The organism is uncultured Roseobacter sp. (assembly GCF_947488185.1).
Taxonomy (GTDB): domain Bacteria; phylum Pseudomonadota; class Alphaproteobacteria; order Rhodobacterales; family Rhodobacteraceae; genus Roseobacter.
The window spans coordinates 492,454-509,807 of sequence record NZ_CANKYM010000001.1; the positions used below are offsets into that span (position 1 = coordinate 492,454).

12 protein-coding genes are annotated in these 17,354 nt (G+C 62.2%); 11 read left to right on the forward strand and 1 reads right to left on the reverse strand.

Annotated elements, in window-relative coordinates; genetic code table 11:
• Positions 1 to 234 precede the first annotated feature (234 nt).
• A complete protein-coding gene (locus Q1A52_RS02665) occupies positions 235 to 1,173 on the reverse strand; it encodes a sigma 54-interacting transcriptional regulator (protein WP_300010468.1) in 939 nt (312 codons plus the stop codon).
• A gap of 400 nt (positions 1,174 to 1,573) precedes the next feature.
• Here Q1A52_RS02665 and Q1A52_RS02670 point away from each other — a divergent pair, with 400 nt between their 5' ends.
• From Q1A52_RS02670 to egtD, 11 genes are all read left to right on the forward strand, one after another.
• Positions 1,574 to 2,161, forward strand: coding sequence for an ANTAR domain-containing response regulator (locus Q1A52_RS02670; RefSeq protein ID WP_300010471.1), 588 nt, complete (start codon positions 1,574 to 1,576; stop codon positions 2,159 to 2,161).
• Positions 2,158 to 3,327 (forward strand): CmpA/NrtA family ABC transporter substrate-binding protein, encoded by a 1,170-nt coding sequence (locus Q1A52_RS02675; RefSeq protein ID WP_300010474.1) that lies wholly within the window; start codon positions 2,158 to 2,160, stop codon positions 3,325 to 3,327. The genes Q1A52_RS02670 and Q1A52_RS02675 overlap by 4 nt, the downstream gene beginning before the upstream one ends.
• Before the next feature lie 269 nt (positions 3,328 to 3,596).
• Positions 3,597 to 4,964 carry a CmpA/NrtA family ABC transporter substrate-binding protein gene (locus Q1A52_RS02680; protein WP_300010477.1) on the forward strand — a complete coding sequence of 456 codons (1,368 nt, stop codon included), beginning with the start codon at positions 3,597 to 3,599 and terminating at the stop codon, positions 4,962 to 4,964.
• A 72-nt stretch (positions 4,965 to 5,036) separates the two neighbouring features.
• Positions 5,037 to 6,119: an ABC transporter permease gene (locus tag Q1A52_RS02685; protein ID WP_300010480.1), complete on the forward strand. Its 1,083-nt coding sequence runs from the start codon at positions 5,037 to 5,039 to the stop codon at positions 6,117 to 6,119.
• A 5-nt stretch (positions 6,120 to 6,124) separates the two neighbouring features.
• Complete coding sequence (locus Q1A52_RS02690; protein WP_300010484.1) at positions 6,125 to 7,837, forward strand: nitrate ABC transporter ATP-binding protein; 1,713 nt, start codon at positions 6,125 to 6,127, stop codon at positions 7,835 to 7,837.
• 5 nt (positions 7,838 to 7,842) lie between these two features.
• Complete coding sequence (gene nirB / locus Q1A52_RS02695) at positions 7,843 to 10,275, forward strand: nitrite reductase large subunit NirB (protein ID WP_300010487.1); 2,433 nt, start codon at positions 7,843 to 7,845, stop codon at positions 10,273 to 10,275.
• On the forward strand, positions 10,272 to 10,601 hold the full coding sequence (gene nirD, locus Q1A52_RS02700) for a nitrite reductase small subunit NirD (RefSeq protein WP_300010490.1): 330 nt from the start codon (positions 10,272 to 10,274) through the stop codon (positions 10,599 to 10,601). Before nirB ends, nirD begins: the two co-directional genes overlap by 4 nt.
• Positions 10,601 to 13,231 (forward strand): nitrate reductase, encoded by a 2,631-nt coding sequence (locus Q1A52_RS02705; RefSeq protein ID WP_300010493.1) that lies wholly within the window; start codon positions 10,601 to 10,603, stop codon positions 13,229 to 13,231. The genes nirD and Q1A52_RS02705 overlap by 1 nt, the downstream gene beginning before the upstream one ends.
• A gap of 22 nt (positions 13,232 to 13,253) precedes the next feature.
• Positions 13,254 to 14,675 carry a siroheme synthase CysG gene (gene cysG / locus Q1A52_RS02710; RefSeq protein ID WP_300010496.1) on the forward strand — a complete coding sequence of 474 codons (1,422 nt, stop codon included), beginning with the start codon at positions 13,254 to 13,256 and terminating at the stop codon, positions 14,673 to 14,675.
• A gap of 431 nt (positions 14,676 to 15,106) precedes the next feature.
• Positions 15,107 to 16,366, forward strand: coding sequence for an ergothioneine biosynthesis protein EgtB (gene egtB, locus Q1A52_RS02715; RefSeq protein ID WP_300010499.1), 1,260 nt, complete (start codon positions 15,107 to 15,109; stop codon positions 16,364 to 16,366).
• 2 nt (positions 16,367 to 16,368) lie between these two features.
• Positions 16,369 to 17,334, forward strand: a complete 966-nt coding sequence (gene egtD, locus Q1A52_RS02720) for an L-histidine N(alpha)-methyltransferase (protein ID WP_300010502.1) — start codon at positions 16,369 to 16,371, stop codon at positions 17,332 to 17,334.
• The last annotated feature ends 20 nt before the right edge of the window (positions 17,335 to 17,354 follow it).

Genomic DNA, 17,354 nt, shown 5'->3' on the forward strand with positions numbered 1-17,354 from the left:
CAGTTCTCCCGCTGTTCCCTCTAATAGGTGCAAGAAACATGCCACGGCCCTAATTTTAGATAGTTCCTTTATTTACAATAGCTTGGAGATTCGAACACCTGTCACATCCGTCACAGGCAAGTGTCACAGCGCGACGCGGACAGTGTGACAGGTTCCGGATACCGACCAATTTTAGGGCACCAAAGCGGGATCGATGATGGTCAGGATGCATCAAGGCGCGGCCACGCCGCCGGGTTACCGGGGTGCCAGTGGGCTGCGCGCGATGCGGTACTTCTCGATCTTTCGGTAGACGCTCATGCGGGACATGTTCAGCAGCCGCGCCGCCTCCGCCTTGTTCCACTTGGTGCGGTTCAACGCCTCGATCAGGTCATCCTTTTCAGTGGACAACACGGTGCGATGGCCGGAAATCAATGTCTGAAAGGTCGGCGGCAGGTCAGACACTGTGATCTCGCCTTCGGGCGGGTCGATGAAAACTGCCTCGATCATATTGCGCAATTCGCGCACATTGCCGGGCCAGGCATAGCCTTCGAAGAGCCGCGCCAGCCGCCGGTCCGGGCCTGCGACCGCACGGCCGTCGCGCCTATTCAACTCATCAATGAAACCCTCGGCAAGCAGGCGAATGTCATCAGGCCGCGCCCTCAGGGGGTCCACTTCGATCCGCGCCACGTTCAGCCGGTAGTAGAGATCCGCGCGAAAGCGGTGCTCTGCCACCAGCTCTTCCAGCGCCTGGTTGGTGGCCGCGACGAACCGCACATCAACCGTGGTTTCCTGCGTAGCACCAATCCGGTCGATCTTGCCCGCCTCCAAAAATCGCAACAGCTTGGCCTGACCGGTCAGGCTCATCTCGCCGATCTCATCGAGAAACAGCGTGCCGCCATCCGCCTGTGCGGCGCGACCGTCGTAGCGGGTCACGGCCCCGGTGAAGGCCCCCCGCTCATGGCCGAAGAGCTCCGTCTCGATCAGACCCTCGGGCAACGCGGCGCAATTGATCGCCACAAACCTATGCCGCCTGCGCGGGCTCAGGTCATGCACGGCCTGTGCAATCCGCTCCTTGCCGGTCCCGGTTTCTCCGGTGATCAGGACAGGCGCCTGACTGCGCGCCACCTTCGGAAGATAGGTCCGCAGCGTATCCGCCCACGAACTCTCCCCCTGAATGGCAGCCAAAGCATCCATCGAAGTGTCCCTCAAATCCGAGCGGGAATGGCGCGTTTTTCGGTTTAGATGGGTGGGTAGGTGCTACCCGACAACGACGCTTGGCAGGGCTTTGCGCCCCTTTTGTCCAGACGATGTTGTGCGCTTCTATGTCCCCGTCGCAAGAATGTTAGTCTAATGTTTGAAATGAATTTTCAATCCTAGCACGAAACATAACGCTTTTGAGGAATTCGTTGATGCGGCGGTCAGGGCGGCAAAGGTCCGCTTAGTCGGCAAAATCTCTCCTGTTGCCCAGACTCCGCACATGCGCGGACGGAATTTACCTCTTTGGGTGATCAAAAATTGTGCGACTGACTAAAAATGCGAAGGGGCATTCGTGTCCAGGATTTTCAATCCCGGCGAAACGCCTCTAACTGTCCGGATGTCAGACGCGCTTACGATCATTGTTGTCGAACCGAGCAAGGATCGCGCCTTGCAGATCGTCGATGGCCTGCGCGAGGCGGGCATCGACCATGTGATCCACGTGGTGGCTGAACCCAGCAGCCTGACGCGTCAGATCGAGGTCTTGCAGCCCGATGTCGTGCTGATCGATATGGCCGATCCGTCCCGCGACATGCTGGAGGAACTGGCGCTGGCCTCCGGCCCGACGGAACGCCCTGTGGCCATGTTCGTGGATCAAAGCACCGAAGGTTTGACGGCCCTCGCAATCGAGGCCGGATTTTCCGCCTATGTCGTGGACGGCTTGCAGCCTGACCGCCTCAAACCCGTTCTGGACGCCGCCCTCGTGCGGTTCCGAATGATGCAGCGGATGCGCAACGAACTGGCGGAAACCAAGCGCGCTCTTGAAGAACGCAAGGTGATCGACCGCGCCAAGGGCATCATCATGAAATCGCGTGACCTGACGGAAGACGAGGCCTATGCGCTGCTGCGCAAGGCGGCGATGGACCAGAACAAGCGGCTTGCCGATGTGGCGGGCGCGCTGGTCAGCACTGCAGGGCTGTTGTCATGAGGATGGTGACCCTGACTGCGGGGTTCATTCCACTGGTGGACGCGGCCCCCTTGATCGTGGCGCATGAGATGGGCTTTGCCGCAGAGGAAGGCATCGCGCTCGACCTCAGGCCCGCGCCGTCATGGTCCAGCCTGCGCGACATGCTCAGCTTCGGGCAGGTGGATGCCGCGCATATGCTCTCGCCCGTGCCCATTGCGGCGTCGATGGGGCTGGGGGGCGTGGGTACTGCCCTGGCGGCGGTCTCTGTCATGTCGGTGAACGGTAACGTCATTGGCGTAAATGACCAGCTGGAACGCAAACTGCGTGATCTCGGGCATGATTTCGACTTTCGCGATCCGCGTGCCGCCGGGGCCGCACTCTTCAAGGCCAAGACGGGCAGGCTCAGGATCGGGGTGCCGTTCCCGTTCTCGATGCATTGCGAACTGGTGAGCTATTGGCTGGAATCGCTGGGCTGGGATCTGTCGGGCGACCTCGACATCCGCACCGTACCGCCGCCGCTGATGGGGGATGCCATCACGGCGGGCGAGATCGACGCCTTCTGCGTGGGCGAACCCTGGGGGTCCCGCGCGGTCGATCAGAACGGCGCCGCGCTGCTGTTGCCGGGATCTGCGATCTGGAACTTCGCGCCGGAAAAGGTGCTGGCGGTTCGCACCGACTGGGCGGAGACGGAACAATCGCTCTTGTTCCGACTGATCCGCGCGGTCTGGCGCGCGGGCCGGTGGCTGGCTCAGGATGGAAGCGCCCTGCTCGCCGCTGAAATGCTGAGCCGACCCGGATACCTGAACCTCTCGGCGGAAGTGCTGGAGCGGGCGCTGTCCGGTCAACTGGTCATCTCGCGCAAGGGCGAAGAACGGCACGCAGACCGTTTTGTGGAGTTCCACAACGGATCAACCACCTTCCCATGGCGCAGCCAGGCCGCGTGGATCGCGGACAGACTGGCGCGCCGATCAGGCAAACCACCCGAAATCGCGCGCGCAGCCGCAGCAGTGTTTCGCCCCGATCTCTACCGCCAGGCGATGCATCACACGGAGGCCGATCTGCCCGGCGCTTCCGGCAAGGTCGAAGGCTCCCTGAGCGCCGATACCGCCGTGGCCTCTGCCGGAGGGCGCGTGATTCTCTACAGGGATTCGTTCTTCGATGGGCGCATCTTTGAGCCACAGGAATAATTCTGCCGAAAATTTGTGCGGCTGCAGCAATCAGGCGCCGCGTCGCAGCATTCTTTATCGGATTTCCACTCTTGAGACTTGGCAGATCGCGAACCACGTCGGAATGTATCTGTACAGACAGGCAACGGTGCCCGTCCCAGGAATTCTCCCTAAGACAGGGAATACCCAGAGCAAGGCCGCTCGACCTTTTCACCTCCTCCCGGTGAACTGCGTCGGCGGTCTTTTTTTGTTGCCCGAACCCCGGGCCACGCACCGAAAGGATACTCATGATGAAAAAGCTTGTACTTGCGGCTTTGGCGTCCACGGCGCTGACCTCTCCGGCCTTTGCTGAGGCGTTGGAGCTGGAAAGGGATGAACTGACATTCGGGTTTATTAAATTGACCGACATGGCCCCGCTGGCGGTTGCCTACGAGCAGGGGTACTTCGATGACGAAGGGCTGTTTGTGACCCTTGAGGCTCAGGCCAATTGGAAAGTGCTGCTGGATGGCGTGATCGACGGGCAGTTGGACGGTGCCCATATGCTGGCCGGGCAACCGCTGGCAGCCACCATCGGCTACGGCACCAAAGCGCATATCATCACGCCCTTCTCGATGGATCTGAACGGCAACGGGATCACCGTGTCCAACGACGTCTGGGAAGCGATGCGCCCGCATGTACCGTCAATGGAAGACGGCCGCCCGCAGCACCCGATCTCCGCCGAGGCGCTCAGACCGGTGATCGAGGACTATAACGCCAAGGGCAAGCCCTTTAACATGGGCATGGTCTTCCCGGTCTCGACCCACAACTACGAACTGCGCTACTGGCTGGCCGCGGGCGGGATCAACCCGGGGTATTACGCGCCCGATAACATCTCTGGTCAGATCGGGGCGGAGGCTCTGCTCTCCGTGACACCACCCCCGCAGATGCCCGCGACGCTGGAGGCAGGTACGATCTATGGCTACGCCGTGGGTGAGCCGTGGAACCAGCAGGCCGTCGCCAAAGGCATCGGCGTGCCGGTGATCACCGACTACCAGCTGTGGAACAATAACCCCGAAAAGGTCTTTGGCATCACGCAAGGGTTTGCCGATGAAAACCCCAACACAACCCTCGCCGTGGTCAAGGCGCTGATCCGCGCGGCGATCTGGCTGGATGAAAACGACAACGCCAACCGCGAGGAAGCGGTCGAAATCCTGAGCCGCCCGGAATACGTTGGCGCAGATTTCGAGGTTATCGCCGCCTCGATGACCGGCACCTTTGAATTCGAAAAGGGCGACATCCGCGATGTGCCCGATTTCAACGTCTTCTTTCGCTACAATGCCACCTACCCCTATTATTCCGACGCGGTCTGGTACCTGACGCAGATGCGCCGCTGGGGGCAGATCGCCGAGGCCAAGCCCGACAGCTGGTATGACGAAGTGGCCAAATCCGTCTACAAACCAGAGATTTATCTCGAAGCCGCCCGTCTGCTGGTCGATGAAGGGCTGGCCAATGCGGATGACTTCGATTGGGACAGCGATGGCTACAAGGCCGCGACCCCGGCCGAGGATATCATCGACCAGATTGGCTATGACGGCAAAACCCCCAACGCTTATCTCGACAGCCTGCCCATCGGGCTAAAGGGCGAGCAGCGCGTCATTGGTAACGAAGTCCAAGGGTAACGGTCGCTCGGTCTGGTTCCGTCGCAAGGCGACCAGACCGAGCTCTCCCTCCAGATCACAAAGGTGCGTCCCATGACCGCTATTGATCCCACAACTCTGAGTGACGAGGCCCGCGCCGCGCGCAAGGCCCGCCTCTTCACCCGCATCAATACGGCCGACAAATGGTTCCAGGTTCTGGGGCTGAGCTGGATGACGCCACTGTTGAAGGCCGCCGCCGGGGACAACCCGCGCGCGCAGCTTTCCGAAATCTGGCGGCTGCTGGTGGTGCCTCTGCTGGCTATCGGCGCGTTTTTACTGATGTGGGCGACCCTCGCCCCGCAGGTGCAGACCTCGCTGGGGGCGATCCCCGGGCCAGCTGCCGTCTGGGAAGAAGCCAAGAACCTGCACGGGGACGCGCAGGCCAAGGCCGAAAAACGCGCCAAGCATGAAGAGCGTGTGGACAAACGCAACGAACGTTTCATCGCCAATGGCCAGCCGCAAAAGGTCAAGGACATCCCCTTTACAGGCGCGCCCTCCTATTACGCTCAAATCGCGACCTCGATCAAAACCGTCTTTTTCGGCTTTCTGATCGCCAGTGTTGTGGCCATTCCACTGGGCATCGCGGCGGGCCTCTCCGCCACAGCGAATGCGGCGCTGAACCCGCTCATTCAGATTTTCAAACCCGTCTCACCGCTGGCGTGGCTGCCGATCGTCACGATGGTTGTCAGCGCCGTCTACGTCACGCAGGACGGCTGGTTTGCGAAATCCTTCCTCGTCTCGGCCATCACCGTCACGCTCTGCTCGCTCTGGCCCACGCTGATCAATACCGCCCTTGGGGTGTCGAGCATCGACAAGGATCTGGTGAACGTCTCCAAAGTGCTGAAGATGAACACCTGGACCAAGATCACCAAATTGGTCCTGCCCTCGGCATTGCCGCTGATCTTTACCGGGTTGCGCCTGTCGCTGGGCGTGGGCTGGATGGTGCTGATTGCCGCGGAAATGCTCGCGCAGAACCCCGGACTTGGCAAATTCGTCTGGGATGAATTCCAGAACGGATCGTCCCAATCGCTGGCCAAGATTATCGTGGCCGTGCTGACCATCGGGATCATCGGCTTCCTGCTCGACCGGGTGATGTACGCGCTGCAATCGCTCTTTACCTTCACGAACAACCGGTGAGCGGCATGACACTTTTAAGCCTCAAGAACTGCTCCAAGAGCTTTGGCACCGGCACCGCGCAATCGCATGTGCTCAGGAACATCGACCTTGATGTGCAGACCGGCGAATTTCTGGTGATCCTCGGGTTTTCCGGCACCGGAAAGACCACACTGATCAACCTGATGGCCGGGATCGAGAGCCCGACAGACGGCAGCGCCACCTTCAAGGGTGCGCCGATCACCGGTCCCGGGCCGGAACGGGGCGTGATCTTTCAAAGCTACTCGCTGATGCCCTGGCTGACCGTGACGGGCAATGTGCGACTGGCCGTTGATACGGTCTTTCCCAAACTGTCCAAGGCGGAGCGGGCAGAGAAAACCGCGCATTACGTCAATATGGTCGGACTCAGCCACGCTGCCAGCCGCCGCCCGGCGGAGTTGTCTGGCGGCATGCGGCAGCGGGTCAATGTGGCCCGTGCGCTGGCGATGAATCCCGAGATGCTGCTGCTGGATGAACCGTTATCCGCGCTCGACGCACTGACGCGGGCCAATCTTGCGGATGAAATCGAACGCATCTGGGAGGCGGACAAGAAGACCTGCGTGCTGATCACCAATGACGTGGATGAGGCGATCATCCTCGCCGATCGCATCATCGCCCTGAACCCCGATGGCACCCTTGGCGCGGAGTTCAAGGTCAACATCGCCCGGCCCCGTGACCGCATTGCAATGAATCACGACGACAGCTTCAAGCGCCTGCGCGCCGATGTCACCAAATACCTGATGGATGTGGGTATCGAAGCCAAGGTCGAAGGCGCGCGCCTGCTGCCGGATGTGACGCCCATTCACGGTGTGCCCACCGCCGTGGCGGATGCGCAAAAGGGCCTGATCGACAACCGGTTCCTCGACTTTTCACAGCTGCACAAGGTCTACCCAACCCCAAAGGGGCCGCTCACCGTTGTCGAGGATTTCGACATCAAGGTAGACAGGGGGGAGTTCATTTCCCTAATCGGGCATTCGGGCTGTGGCAAATCCACGGTACTGACCATGGCGGCGGGGCTCAATGAAATCTCCAAGGGCGCGATCAAGCTCGATGGTCGCCACGTCGAAGGTGCCGATCCCGAACGCGCCGTGGTCTTTCAATCGCCGAACCTCTTTCCCTGGCTGACGGCCAAGCAGAACGTGGCCATCGGCGTGGATAAGGTCTACCCCTCTGCCACGCGGACGGAACGCCAGGAGGTGGTGGAATACTACCTTGAGCGCGTGGGGCTGGCCGATGCGATGGACAAGCCCGCGAGCGATCTGTCGAACGGCATGAAACAACGGGTCGGCATCGCCCGCGCCTTTGCGCTTAGCCCCAAGCTTTTGCTGCTCGATGAACCTTTCGGCATGCTCGACAGCCTGACCCGCTGGGAGCTGCAGGAAGTGTTGATGGAGGTCTGGTCGCGCACAAAGGTCACCGCCGTCTGCGTGACCCATGACGTGGATGAGGCCATCCTTCTGGCCGACCGCGTGGTGATGATGACCAACGGCCCGCAAGCAACCATCGGCAAGATCGTCGATGTGCCCCTGCCCCGTCCTCGAACACGCAAGGCGCTGCTGGAGCACTCGGACTACTACGCCTACCGGCAGGAAGTGCTCGATTTCCTCGAGGAATACGAACACGGCGCCAAACCAACCCCGAAACCCACCGCAGGCGCGCCTGTGAACACCTCACGATCCCCCAAAGCGGTCGCAGCGGAGTGATGGAGATGAAGCAGAAACTGGTCGTCATCGGCGCGGGCATGGCCTCTGGCCGGGTGCTGGAGCACCTGACGGATGCAGCACCCGACACCTATGACATTACGATTTTCAACGCCGAAGCGCGCGGCAACTACAACCGCATCATGCTCTCCCCGGTGCTGTCGGGGGAAAAGACCTATGAGGACATCGTCACCCACGACGATACCTGGTACGCGGAACGCAACATCACCTGCCGGTTTGGCGAACATGTGGTGGGCATCGATCGTGACGCAAAAACCGTCGCCGGTGAAAACGGCGCTGTCGCCTACGACAAGCTGCTGATCGCCACCGGCTCCGCGCCCTTCATCATCCCCGTTGAAGGCAAGGACTTGCCCGGTGTGATCACCTACCGCGATCTCGATGACACCAATGCGATGATCGAAGCCGCAGAAAAAGGTGGCAAGGCTGTTGTGATCGGGGGTGGCCTGCTGGGCCTTGAGGCGGCGGCGGGATTGGCCGAACGGGGTATGGATGTGACCGTGCTGCACCTGATGGGCCACCTGATGGAGCGTCAGCTGGACGAAGCAGCGGGGTATCTCTTGCGCCGCGACCTGGAAAAACGCGGCATCAAGATCATCACACAGGCCTCCACTGCTGCCATTCTGGGCGAGGACCGCGTCGAAGGCGTCATGCTGGAGGACAGCACCGGGTTGGAGGCTGATCTGGTTGTCATGGCCGTTGGCATCCGCCCCGAAACGCGGCTGGCCACGGACGCGGGCCTTGAGGTTGCGCGCGGCATCGAGGTCAACGCGCAAATGCAATCCAAGACCGACCCGGATGTCTATGCCGTCGGCGAATGCGTGGAGTTTGACGGGCATCTCTTTGGTCTTGTCGCGCCGCTCTATGATCAGGCGAAGATCGTGGCGCAGGGGCTGCTGGGCGAGACAGGCGCCTTTGTGGTGAAAGACGTGGCGACCAAGCTGAAAGTCACCGGCTGTGACCTCTTCAGCGCGGGCGATTTTGCAGATGCCGAGGGACGGGAGGATATCGTTTTCCGGGACCCGTCGCGCGGCATCTACAAACGCCTCGTGATCGAAGACGACAGGCTGATCGGCGCCGTCATGTACGGCGATACGGCGGACGGCAACTGGTTCTTCGGGCTGATCAAGGACGGCACCGAGATTGACGAGATGCGCGAGACGCTGATCTTTGGCCCGGCCTATCAGGGAGGCGATACCGCGGACCCGCTCTCAGCCGTTGCAGCATTGCCGCCTGAGGCGGAAATCTGCGGCTGCAACGGCATTTGCAAAGGCACCATCACCGACGCCATCGCAGAGGGCGCAACCGATCTGGGCAGCTTGCGCGCCAAGACCAAGGCCAGCGCCTCCTGCGGCACCTGCACCGGGTTGGTGGAACAGCTGTTACAGGTCACGCTGGGCGACGATTTCCAGATGTCAGCGCCACAATCGGTATGCGGCTGCACCGATCTGACCCACGAGGACGTGCGGCGGTTGATCAAGTCGCAGGCGCTGAAATCGCAGCCCGCCGTCTGGCAGGAGTTGGGATGGACAACACCCAATGGCTGCCATGTGTGCCGCCCGGCGATCAACTTTTACCTGCTGGCCGATTGGCCGATTGAGTATAAGGACGACCCGCAAAGCCGTTTTGTGAACGAACGCAAACACGCGAACATCCAGAAAGACGGCACCTTTTCGGTTGTGCCGCGCATGTGGGGCGGGATCACCAACGCGGATGAGCTGCGCGCCATCGCCGATGCGGCAGACAAATACGATGTGCCGACGGTCAAGGTCACCGGCGGGCAGCGGATCGACCTGTTGGGCGTCAAAGGCGAAGATCTGCCGCATATCTGGTCGGACCTTAACAAGGCCGGTCTGGTCTCCGGGCACGCCTATTCAAAGGGGCTGCGCACGGTTAAAACCTGCGTGGGCACCGATCACTGCCGTTTTGGCACACAAGACAGCACCGGGCTTGGGATCAAGCTGGAAAAAATCCTCTGGGGGTCGTGGACCCCGCATAAACTCAAACTTGGCGTTTCAGGCTGTCCGCGCAACTGCGCCGAGGCGACCTGCAAGGACATCGGGATCGTCTGTGTCGACAGCGGCTTTCAGATCGGGATCGGCGGGGCCGCGGGCATGGATGTGAAAGAGGTTCAGCCGCTCATTCAGGTCCCGACGGAGGAAGAGACCATCGCCGTGGTGCTCGCCGTCACCCAGCTTTACCGTGAGCACGCCAAATATCTGGACCGCGTCTACAAATGGATGGCCAAGGTTGGGCTTGAGTGGATTCAGGAACAGATCGGTGATCTGGACACACGCCGCGCCTTGGTCGAGCGGTTCGAGCTGAGCCAGTCGATCTATCGCAAGGACCCCTGGGCAGAACAGGCCAAGGAACCTCCGAAATTTGCGCCCCTTGCGGATTTGACATTGGAGGCTGCGGAATGAACTGGATTGACCTTGGAAGCATCGAGGATGTTCCGCTGCGCGGCGCCCGATTGGTGAAAACCCCGGTGGGCTGCGTGGCGCTCTTTCGCACGGATGAGGCAGAGGTCTTTGCCGCCTCGAACAGGTGTCCGCACAAGGGCGGGCCACTCTCGGAAGGCATCATCCACGGGCAAAAGGTGACCTGCCCGCTGCACAACTGGGTCTTCGACCTGAACACCGGCGCGGCCTTGGGCGAAGACGGGCAGATCGAGACCTTCCCGGTGCGGGTCGAGGCGGGCCGCATTCTGCTCGATGGGCATGCGGTCGGCAAGAGGAGCGCTGCCTGATGGACGGCAGCGGCCTGCCCGAGACACGGTCCACCTGCCCCTATTGCGGTGTGGGCTGCGGGGTTCTGCTGCGCCCGGACGGGCAAGGCGGGCTTGCCGCGCGCGGCGATCCGGACCATCCGGCCAATCAGGGGCGGCTTTGTTCAAAAGGCACGGCATTGGGGCAGACCGTTGGCCTGGAACAGCGCCTGCTGCACCCGCAGATCAATGGACAGCGCGCGCCTTGGGGCACAGCGCTTGATCTTGTCGCGGACAAGTTCAAATCGGCCATCGACACCCACGCCCCGGACAGCGTGGCCTTTTACGTCTCCGGGCAATTGCTGACCGAAGATTACTATGTCGCCAACAAGCTGATGAAAGGCTTCATCGGGTCGGCCAACATCGATACCAATTCACGGCTGTGCATGGCCTCGACCGTGGTCGGACATAAGCGCGCCTTTGGTACGGACACGGTGCCCGGCACCTACGAAGATCTGGACGCGGCAGATCTCGTCGTGCTTGTCGGCTCCAACCTGGCGTGGTGTCATCCGGTGTTGCACCAACGCCTGCTTGCGGCGAAGGCAAAACGTGGCACCCGGATCATCGTGATTGATCCGCGCAGGACGGCCACCTGCGAAGGCGCCGATCTGCACCTGCCCCTCGCGGCGGGCAGTGATGTTGCGCTCTTCAATCACCTGCTGGCACAGATCGCGCAGGAAGGCCGGATAGACGCGGACTACCTGCGTCATGTCGAGGGCTTCAGTGCTGCCCTCGCGGCGGCACAGGCGGATGATGTAACAGCCACCGGCCTGTCGCGGGACCGGATCGAGGCCTTCTGTCGCCTCTGGATCGACACCCCCAAGGTAGTCACCGTGTTCAGCCAGGGGGTGAACCAATCCACTTCCGGCAGCGACAAGGTCAATGCCATTCTGAACTGTCATCTCGCCACCGGGCGGATCGGCACGAAAGGATGCGGCCCGTTGTCCGTCACCGGCCAACCCAATGCCATGGGCGGGCGCGAAGTGGGTGGGCTGGCCAATACGCTTGCCAGCCATCTGGAGATCGAGAACGCAGACCACCGCGCGGCGGTGCAAGACTTTTGGGACGCGCCAGCAATGCCCGAAAAGGCGGGACTCAAGGCCGTAGAACTGTTTCAGGCCGTAGCTGCGCGCAAGATCAAGGCGCTCTGGATCATTCACACGAACCCGGCTGTTTCAATGCCCGACGCGGATGCTGTGCGCGACGCGATTGCGCAATGCGACTTCACTGTGGTGAGTGACATCACCGCGCGCACTGACACCGCACAACTGGCGGATGTGCTGCTGCCCGCCACCGCCTGGGCGGAAAAAAGCGGCACCGTTACCAATTCCGACCGGACGATCAGCCGCCAGCGCGCCGTACTTGCTGCCCCCGGCGAGGCACGCCCCGATTGGCAGATCCTTTGCGAGGTCGGCCAGCGCATGGGCTGGAAACAGGCGTTCGCCTATCCCTCCGCCGCAGAGATTTTCAAAGAACACGCGGCTTTGTCCGGGGTCGCTGGCGCATTGGGCCGCGACTTTGACATCTCGGGCCTGCGCGAGCTGACAGATGACGCCTATGACGCCTTGCCGCCGACCCGCTGGCCGGTCAGCCAAAGCAAAACAGGTGGCCGGTTTTTCGAGGATGGCGGGTTTTTCCACCCGGATGGCAAGGCACGGATGCTGCCCGTCACCGCCCGCGCGCCAGCCGCAGCGGTTACGGCGGAGCATCCATTTGCGCTCAATACCGGGCGCAACCGGGACCAGTGGCACACGATGACGCGGACGGCCCTGTCGCCGCGCCTCTCGGCGCATCTGGCAGAACCTTACGTGGATATTCACCCGCAGGATGCGAAACACTTGGGTGTGTCAGCCGCCGATCTGGTGGCGCTGGAAAACGCAACCGGGCGCGCCATTCTGCGCGCGCGCCTGACGGAAGCGCAGCAACCGGGGACGCTTTTCGCCCCGATCCATTGGACCGGTCAAACCGCCCCGGCAGCCCGGATTGACGCGCTGGTGCCCGCCGCAACGGACCCGTTTTCCGGCCAGCCGGAGAGTAAAGCGGCCCACGTTTCGGCCAAAAGATTTACGGCGACCTGGTACGGCTTTGCGATTTCCCAAACCGAAATGACCCCGAACGCCGCCTATTGGGCGCAGGTGCGCACGGATGCCGGATGGCGTAGCGAACTGGCCGGGCGGAACCCGGTGACAGATTGGGAGGGCGAAGCGCGGCGGCTCTTCGGGCTGAAGGATGCTGAGCTGCAGATGCTGCAGGACGTCAGCAAGGGAACCGCGCGGCTGGCCTTTTCGGAAAACGGCGTGCTCAAGGCCGCGCTCTTCATCAGCCCGCACCCCGTGGCGGTCATGCGGGACTACCTCGCGACGCTGCCGGGGTCCGAGGCTACCGCGACACTGACGGGGCGGGCACCCGTCGGGCGGGTCGATCCAGGCCCCACGATATGCGCGTGTTTCGGGGTGGGGCTGAACACCATCGCCACCGCCATCGAAAGCGGGAGCCTCCTGACCGTTGAGGCGATTGGCGAGGCGTTGCAGGCCGGCACGAATTGCGGCGCCTGCCGTCCGGAACTCACCGCACTTCTACCCCAGACATCCAACCTGCAGGCCGCCGAGTGATCTCAAGGAGAGGAACCGCCCCATGAAAAGCTTTCCGATGTTCATCAGGACGACAGGGCGGCGCGTGGTCATCGCGGGCGGTGGCGAGCAGGCGGCCCAGAAGGCGCGGCTGATCCTGAAAACCGACGCCCGGATTGTGCTGGCCGCCTCGGAGATCGAGGAAGAGCTGGCCGCGATAGTGCGCAGCGGTACGGCCACATGGCACAAAGACCCGATTGATGCCGCCCTCTTCGAGGGGGCCGCCATGGCGTTCGTGGCAACCGGCTGCCCCGGGTCGGACGCAGCCCTGCATGCGCTGGCCAATGCGGCACGCTGCCCTGTCAACGTGGTGGATCAACCCGAGCTCTGCGACCTGACGACCCCCTCTCTGGTGGATCGTGATCCGGTGGTTGTCGCCATCGGCACGGAAGGCACCGCCCCGGTTCTGGCCCGCCAGATCAAGACCGGGGTCGAAGAGATGCTGGCGCCCAACCTCGGCGGGCTGGCCGCCTTTGCCGGCCGATTGCGCGGCGCAGTTGCCGCCCGTGTGCCGCGTGAGCACCGCCGCGCCTTCTGGCGTTGGGTCTTTGCAGAGGCACCGCGCAACGCCTGGTCCAGGGGCGCCGACAGCCACGCCATCGGCCTTGTCAAACAGGCGCTTCATGCGGGCCGCGCGCCGGATACCACCGGGACAGGCAGCATCGCCCTGGTCGGCGCGGGGCCGGGTGCCCGCGATCTTTTGACCCTGCGCGCCGTGCAGCGGCTGCAGGAGGCGGATGTGATCTACTACGACCGCCTTGTCGACCCTGAGGCGCTGGAACTGGCGCGGCGGGACGCGGGGCGTGTCTTTGTCGGAAAGGTCGTCGGCGCGCATGCCTGGCCACAGGACCGCATCAACGATGTGATCATCGCAGCGGCGCGGCAGGGCAAACGCGTGGTCCGGCTGAAGTCCGGCGATCCATCCGTTTTTGCCCGCGCCGGTGAGGAAATTGCCGCAGCAGAAGCCGCAAATATCCCGATCGAGGTTGTGCCGGGCATCACTGCCGCCTGCGCCATGGCCGCAACGACAAAACGCCCGCTGACCGAACGCGGGGTCAGCGATAGCCTGATCCTGACCACCGGGCAATCGCAGGCGGGGGATGGGGTGCCCGATAGCACGCGCCTCTGCCTGCCGGGCACCACGACCGCCTTTTACATGTCCGTGGGGCAGGCCGCGCGGATACAATCCGATCTGCTGGCGCGCGGTGTAAGCCCGCATCAGTCTGTGCAGATCGCTGCGGATATCTCCAAGGCGACCGAGCTCCATGTGCACACGACGGTCGGGCACCTCGCGAATGACGTTGCAAAGAGTGATCTCTCAGGATGTGCCGTGATCATGCTGACGTGGCCCAAGACCCAGCCCGCGCGGGCCATGCTTCCAGCCAACATGGCGCAAAACGAGAAAGCTATTTCTTACGCCGGATGAAACGGCGCGCCCCTCAGGCTGGATACGGCGTCAATCGGAGGGGATGATCGACCAGGTGGCCACGAGGCCAGCCCGGTATCACTTGATCCAGGATCGACAGGCGGAATCCCAAACCAATCGGCAAAGTCACGCGCAGATCACGCAGCGTTGAACATTTCATGCGCGTTTGGCCTTGCTGACGCAGGTGCGGCGACCAACATTAGAGGCTCACGAAACGGGGCCCTGATGAGCGACCCAGCGATCACACCGGCCGAAGATACAACCCATCGCCCGAGTGGTGTTCGCCTGCCTGCCACGCTGTCCCAAACCCTCCGTGACCCAAAATTCCCCAACACCGCGTTCCAAGTGACAAGAACTGACAGCAGCCATGCCCATGGTCAGAGTTCCGACTTATCCGTTCCGCGCCACGGCGCCCGCAAGGAAAATGCCCCATGAATCTCTCTCCCGCCCCACTGCCCCCACGCGATGCGCTGATGCTCTTCGAACGCACGCGGATGCGTACTGACGCACTGGTCGCTCCGCTCACCCCGGAAGACACGATGCTGCAAAGCATGGAGGATGCCTCCCCGGCGAAGTGGCATCTCGCACACACGACCTGGTTTTTTGAGGAATTCATACTCAAGCCGCGCCAGCCTGGATATGTCTCGCCGGATGACCGTTTCGCGTTTCTGTTCAACTCCTACTACACACAGGCCGGGCCGCGCCATGCGCGGGACCGCCGGGGGCTGGTGTCCCGTCCGGGCGGCGAGGCGGTGCGCGCCTATCGCGCCCATGTCGAGGATGCTCTGGCCACGCTGATGTCGGCGGGACGCGATGACGGTGATGAGATCGCTGCGCTGGTGGAGCTTGGGTGCCACCATGAAATGCAGCATCAGGAACTGTTGGTGACCGACCTGCTGCATGGTCTCAGCTTCAACCCCCTTCTGCCCGTCTACAAGGACCCCGAACCGCTGCCCGTTACAGCGGAAGTCACACAAGGCTTTAAGCGCCACGAAGGCGGGTTGGTCGATATCGGCCATGGTGGCCCAGGGTTCGCCTATGATTGTGAGGGACCGCGTCACAAGACGTTTCTGCAGCCCTATGACATCGGCACCCGCCCGGTCACCAACCGCGACTGGATCGCCTTCATGGAGGATGGCGGATATGCCGACCCGCGGCACTGGTTGATGGAAGGCCATGAGGTTGCCCTGCGCGAAGGGTGGGAGCATCCGCTTTATTGGTGGCAGGCCGATGGGGAATGGTGGACCTACACGCTGCGTGGCCCGCAACCGGTCGCACTCGAGGCACCGGTTGTGCATGTCAGCTACTACGAAGCGGATGCTTTTGCCCGCTGGGCCGGGGCGCGCCTGCCCACCGAAGCCGAGCATGAGGTGGCGTTCAGGGATCACGCAATCACCGGCAACCTGATGGGCGATGCCGATGCCACAGGGGCCCTGCGCCCGCTGCCCGGGGACGGGGTTTGGGGCGATGTCTGGGAATGGACGGCGTCGGATTTTGCGCCCTACCCCGGTTTCCAGGCACCCGAAGGCGCTTTGGGGGAGTACAACGGCAAATTCATGGTCAATCAGCGCGTTTTGCGCGGTGGATCCTGCGCGACGCCCAGAGACCAGATGCGGCCCACGTACCGCACATTCTTTTATCCCCATCAGCGGTGGCAGATGATGGGTCTGCGGCTGGCAAAGGACGTCTGATCATGGGACATGCAGAACCGATCACCGCAGGCGACATCGTCGCCACCCCCGCGTCCGACTTCCTGCGGGATGCTTGGGCGGGCCTGGTTAGGCCCGAAAAGTCCATCAATCCCAAGTGGTTGTATGACCAAACCGGCAGTGCGCTCTTCGAGCAGATCACGACCGTGCCCGAATACTACCTGACACGCACCGAAATCTCGATTTTGCAGCGCCATGCTGATGACCTTGCACAGCTGGTGCCGACGGGTGGTGCTCTTGTCGAACTGGGCTCGGGCGCGAGCGTCAAGACGCGCACCCTGCTGGATGCCGGGCGACATCTGTCGGCCTATGTGCCCATCGACATCTCCGCCGCGTTTCTGAACCTGACAGCGGACGACCTGCGCGCGCGCTATCCCGATCTGTCCGTGCGCCCGATTGTCGGCGATTTTCTCGAACCTGTCGCCCTGCCGGACGATATGGCCTCGCGGCCCAAGGTGGGGTTCTTTCCAGGTTCGACCATCGGGAACATCACCCCCGCCGACGCCGTTGACCTTCTGTCCCGCGCGCGCGCCTGGCCCGGAATAGAAGCCTTCATTATGGGGGTCGATCTGGTCAAGGCACCGGGCGTGCTTGTCGACGCCTATGACGATGCAGCAGGCGTCACCGCGCAGTTCATCACCAATGTGCTGGTGCGGATGAACGTGGAACTGGACGCGGATTTCAACATTGCCGACTTTTCGTATCAGGCAAGGTGGAACGTGCAGGATGCCCGCATCGAGATGTCGCTAATCTCCCGCAAGGCCCAAACCGTTGACCTTGCAGGCAGGCAGATTGCCTTCACCGAAGGCGAAGCCATCGATGTCAGCATGTCGCGAAAATACACCGTGGACAGCCTGACACAACTGGCGCAGGCCTCCGGATGGGCGATCAAGCAAATGCACTGCGATGACGCAAAGCAATTCACGGTCGCCGTTCTGACCCCTACTTAACGGGGTTTGATCATCATACG